Here is a 4651-nt window from a genome sequence, read left to right as displayed (position 1 = left end):
CAGCGCAGCGCGCGCCGAATGCGTCCGCCGCACAGGCCGCGCCCGCCGCCGGCGGCGCACCAGAAGGTTCCGCAGTGTCTGGTATGGCCGACGCTTCGCCCGCCGATGCAACGCCTTCGACCGATGCCGCGCGCATGCAGGCCGCCTATCGGCAGTCCGACGCCGCCAGTGCGCCCGACGTGCTGCAGGCGCACCGCGCGGCCCAGGCCCTGGCCGACGCCACGCGCCCGTCCGACAGCCCGGCCACCTTGCCTGCTTCACGCGGCGCGAGCGGCGCCGAAGTGATCCACCCGCAGGCCGTGACGCTCGTGCACCAGCAGCTCGACCTGCTGGCCAGCGCCACCTTCCGCTGGAGCGGCCAGGCCTGGCCCGGCGTGCCGATGTCGTGGTCGATCGAGGAAGAACAACGCCAGTCCGCGCACGCGGCGACGCCGAAGCGCAGGACGAGTCCACGCGCCGCTGGTCGACCACCGTGTCGCTGGTGCTGCCGCGCCTGGGCGAGGTCGACCTGCGGCTGAGCCTGGCCGGCCCGGGCGTGCAGGCGCACCTGTCGGCCCGCGACACCGACACCATGGCGCGCCTGCGCGGCGACGCCGGCCGGCTGACCCGGCGCTTCGAGGCCGCCGGCCTCCAGTTGCAGCAGTTGCAGGTCACGGCCAAAGAGGCGCACGCATGAACAGCGCAGCCGCACCCGACAACCGGAACAGCGCGGTCGCGCTGTCGTATGCCGACAAGACCCGCGCGCCGTCGTCGTGGCCAAGGGCTACGGCGTGGTCGCCGAATCGATCATGCGCGAGGCGCGCGAGAACGGGCTGTATGTGCACGCATCGGCCGATCTCGTGAAGCTCCTCATGCAGGTCAACCTCGACCAGCAGATCCCCCCGCAGCTGTACCGCGCGGTCGCCGAAGTGATGGCGTGGATCTACGGGCTCGAAGGGCAGGTCGAGTCACATTCCGGACATTAATTGGATCGTCGATCTATTCAAACTCATGAAACTCTATGGCACCCGGGTAATTAACGTTTTCCGCGTTGTTACACCGTGTAATAGTCTTTATCAATTCCATAAGCAAGATGAATAAATTATTGGCAGGAATACCCACTGGTAACAAGTGGTTTCACGATTGAAAATCACTTGCATCGAACCGGGGCCTCTCTCTGTCATAGGGAGAGACCCCACCCTCTTGTCAGATTTTTCCTACATTTTTTGCCGAGACTCTTAGCAGATACTTCAAAGTGTAAAACTTTGTGTATATAATGTATACACGATTGATTGGAGCACGAAGTGGACGTGAAATCGGAAATGGAAATAGACATGGAAAATTGCAATATCAGTGCAAACGGTGTGATTTCGAGAGAAATCGGCGAGATTAATCTGGCCTATATGCTGCTTGCCCAGAAGCTGGTCAAGCAGGACCGGGCAGAGGCCATGTTTCGCCTGGGCGTGGGGCGCGAGCTCGCCGATCTGCTGGCGAACATGTCGCTCAGCCAGATCGTGAAACTGGCGGCATCCAACTTCCTGTTGTGCAGCTTCAGGCTGGACGACCGCCCGATGTTCGCGGTGGTCGGCGAGGGCAAGGAGCCCGCGCTGCAGCAGGCGCACATGTCGATCCTGATGGCCGCCCGACAGGCGCAGGCCCAGTCGCAGATGCGCGAGCCGGGAGCGGCGGCGGCATGACCCGCAAGAGCGTCCTGGGCGAGGTGCGGCAGGTTCAGCTCGCGGTCGAGCTGATCGGGCTCGGAGCCCGACTGCAGTTCCTGGAAGCCGCCGTTGCGCTGAGCCGGGAACGCCTGATCCGCCTGTACAAGGAACTCAAGGGCGTTTCGCCGCCCAAGGGCCTGCTGCCGTTCTCGACCGACTGGTACATGACGTGGCTGGCCAACATCCACTCGTCGATGTTCTACAACATCTACCGCTTCATGCTGGACGAGGCGGACGAAAGCGAACTGCCCGCGCTCATCAAGGCTTACCGCCTGTACACCGAGCAGGTCGAGTCGCAAGGCGGCGAGGTGGTGCTCGACTTCACCCGCGCCGAGACGATGGTGCGCTTCTTCGACAGCGACATGCTGCAGCTGAGCACCTGCTGCCGGTGCGGCGGTCATTTCGTGGCGCATGCCCACGACAACAAGAACGGTTATGTGTGTGTTCTGTGCCGACCGCCTTCGCGCGCGGGCAAGGCACGAAAGCCCAAGGTCGCCGAGGTGCGCCGGGGCGGATTGATCGCCGTGGCGCCCGTGCTCGATATCGGTGGCGCCGCGGTCTAGGTAAGCGCCCCGCGCCACGGCGAGGGGTTTTTGGTTTGACGCCCGAGGGCGATAGGGGAAGCGCGTGCTGGTTCTGGTTGGATATATCGTGGTGATCGGTGCCGTGTTCGGGGGCTACGGCCTCATGGGCGGGCACTTCGGCGTCCTGTTCCAGCCAGTGGAGTTGCTCATGATCGGCGGCTCCGCGCTGGTGCCTTCATTGCCGGCAACAACGGCAAGACCATCAAGGCGACCATCAAGGAGCTGCCGCTGCTGCTGCGCTCCTCCAAGCACAACCGCCAGCTCTACATGGACCTGCTGGCGCTGCTGTACGAGCTGCTCGCCAAGGCCCGCAAGGAAGGCATGATGAAGCTGGAGTCCGACGTCGAGGACCCGACCTCCAGCGAGATCTTCCAGCGCTACCCGAGCATCATGGCGCACGAAGGCATCACGATCTTCCTGTGCGACTACCTGCGCCTGGTCATCAGCGGCAACACCGACGCGCACGAGATCGAAGCGCTCATGGACCACGAGATCGAGACCCTGCGCCACGAGGCCGCCGTGCCCGGCCACAGCCTCTCGCGCGTGGGCGACGCCTTGCCCGCGCTGGGCATCGTCGCGGCCGTGATGGGCGTGGTGCACGCGCTGGGCTCGGCCAACCTGCCGCCTTCAGAAATGGGCGCGCTCATCGCGCACGCCATGGTGGGTACCTTCCTGGGCGTGCTGCTGGCCTACGGCTTCGTGTCGCCGCTGGCCTCGCTGATCGAGCAGAAGGTGGAAGAGGGCATGAAGATCTACCAGTGCGCCAAGGTCACGCTGCTGGCCAGCCTGAACGGCTACGCGCCGCAACTGGCGGTGGAGTTCGGCCGCAAGGTGCTGTTCTCGACCGAGCGCCCGTCCTTCACCGAACTGGATGACCACGTTCGGGAAGTCAAGGCGCGCTGACGCCCTGTCGACAGAAGAGCGAACGAGCGAGCGACCATGAGCGAAGGCAAGCCCCAGATCATCATCAAGCATGTCCACAAGGGCAAGCACGGCGGCGGGCACGCGGGCGGCGGCTGGAAGATCGCCTACGCCGACTTCATGACGGCCATGATGGCCTTCTTCCTGGTCATGTGGCTGCTGTCGATCTCCAGCCCGAAGCAGCGCGAAGGCATTGCCGAGCACTTCCGCATGCCGCTGCGCGTGGCGCTGTCGGGCGGCGACAAGGCCAGCCTGAGCACCAGCATGATTCCCGGCGGCGGCGCCGACCCGATGCACCTGGAGGGCGAGGTCAAGCAGGCCGACGCCGAGGAGCAGGCCGACGCCACGCGCCTGGCCGAAATGAAGCAGAAGCTCGACGAGCTGATCGAGAAGAGCCCGGTGTTCCGCCAGTTCCGCTCGCAGATCCTGATCGACATCACGACCGAAGGGCTGCGGCTGCAGATCGTCGATACCGAGAACCGCCCGATGTTCGAGCTGGCCAGCGCCCGCGTGGTGCCGCACATGCGCGCCATCCTGCGCGAGCTGGCGCCGGCACTCAATGGCCTGCCCAACAAGATCACGCTGTCGGGCCACACCGACGCCATCGTCTACACCAACGACAGGTCGTACGGCAACTGGGAGCTGTCGGCCGACCGCGCCAACGCCTCGCGCCGCGAGCTCATGTTCGGCGGCATGGCCGAGGACAAGGTGCTGCGCGTGATCGGCCTGGCCGACAGCATGCACCTGGACCGCGCCGACCCGCGCAACCCCATCAACCGGCGCATCAGCATCATCCTGCTCAACCACCGCACCCAGGAGCGCATCGAGCGCGAGAACGGCAGCGACGGCGGCATGCGCGTGGGCAAGGTGCCGGTGCCGGTGGCGAGCGTTGCGCCCGCCGCCCCCAGGACCGCCGTGGCAACGCAATAACAAGACAACTACAAGCAACCCATGGGACGGCGCCAGCGCGCCGGCCCGGAGCAACGAGATGGACCTCAGTCAATTCACCCAGGCATTCTTCGTCGAGGCCATCGAGCTTCTCGCGGAGATGGAGCAACTGCTGCTGGAGCTCGACGTCGAGGCGCCGGACAGCGAGCAGCTCAACGCCATCTTCCGCGCCGCGCACTCCATCAAGGGCGGCGCGGCCACGTTCGGTTTCACCGCCTTGACCAACACCACGCACGTGCTCGAAACGCTTCTGGACCGCGCCCGCATGGGCAGTTGAGCCTGAACGGTCGAATGATCGATGCATTTCTGGAAACGAAGGACGCCTTGCAAGAACAACTCACCGCCTACCAGGCCGGCAAGGAGCCGGACGCCGACATGGTCGCGCACATCTGCGGCGTGCTTCAGCAACTCGCGCTGGAAAGCGGCGACGACAGCGTCGTGGCGCACGTCGCGCCGCCGGCCCCCGCGCCCGCGCCCGTGGTTGCCGCCCCCCGTGCA

Annotated in this window: 4 protein-coding genes and 4 pseudogenes; all 8 read left to right on the top strand. The window is 65.3% G+C overall.

The genetic code is table 11. The features are described from left to right. A pseudogene (locus BMG07_RS43770) lies at positions 1–518 on the top strand (hypothetical protein); the annotation flags it as partial. Then, complete coding sequence (locus BMG07_RS39845; protein ID WP_307867321.1) at positions 473–676, top strand: flagellar hook-length control protein FliK; 204 nt, start codon at positions 473–475, stop codon at positions 674–676. The pseudogene BMG07_RS43770 and the gene BMG07_RS39845, both read left to right, overlap by 46 nt. Further along, positions 673–965, top strand: a pseudogene (locus tag BMG07_RS39840) (EscU/YscU/HrcU family type III secretion system export apparatus switch protein). The gene BMG07_RS39845 and the pseudogene BMG07_RS39840 overlap by 4 nt, the downstream one beginning before the upstream one ends. 348 nt (positions 966–1313) lie before the next feature. Next, a complete protein-coding gene (gene flhD, locus BMG07_RS39835; RefSeq protein ID WP_198089090.1) occupies positions 1314–1676 on the top strand; it encodes a flagellar transcriptional regulator FlhD in 363 nt (120 codons plus the stop codon). Continuing rightward, complete coding sequence (flhC, locus tag BMG07_RS39830) at positions 1673–2263, top strand: flagellar transcriptional regulator FlhC (RefSeq protein WP_198089088.1); 591 nt, start codon at positions 1673–1675, stop codon at positions 2261–2263. The genes flhD and flhC overlap by 4 nt, the downstream gene beginning before the upstream one ends. Before the next feature lie 64 nt (positions 2264–2327). Beyond that, positions 2328–3187: pseudogene (gene motA / locus BMG07_RS39825) on the top strand (flagellar motor stator protein MotA). 36 nt (positions 3188–3223) lie between these two features. Further along, positions 3224–4135 carry a flagellar motor protein MotB gene (gene motB, locus BMG07_RS39820; protein ID WP_198089087.1) on the top strand — a complete coding sequence of 304 codons (912 nt, stop codon included), beginning with the start codon at positions 3224–3226 and terminating at the stop codon, positions 4133–4135. A gap of 58 nt (positions 4136–4193) precedes the next feature. Further along, positions 4194–4651: pseudogene (locus BMG07_RS39815) on the top strand (Hpt domain-containing protein); the annotation flags it as partial.

The organism is Variovorax sp. E3 (assembly GCF_016082275.1).
Classification (GTDB): Bacteria; Pseudomonadota; Gammaproteobacteria; order Burkholderiales; family Burkholderiaceae_C; genus Variovorax.
This window is presented reverse-complemented; position numbering and strand designations above follow the sequence as displayed.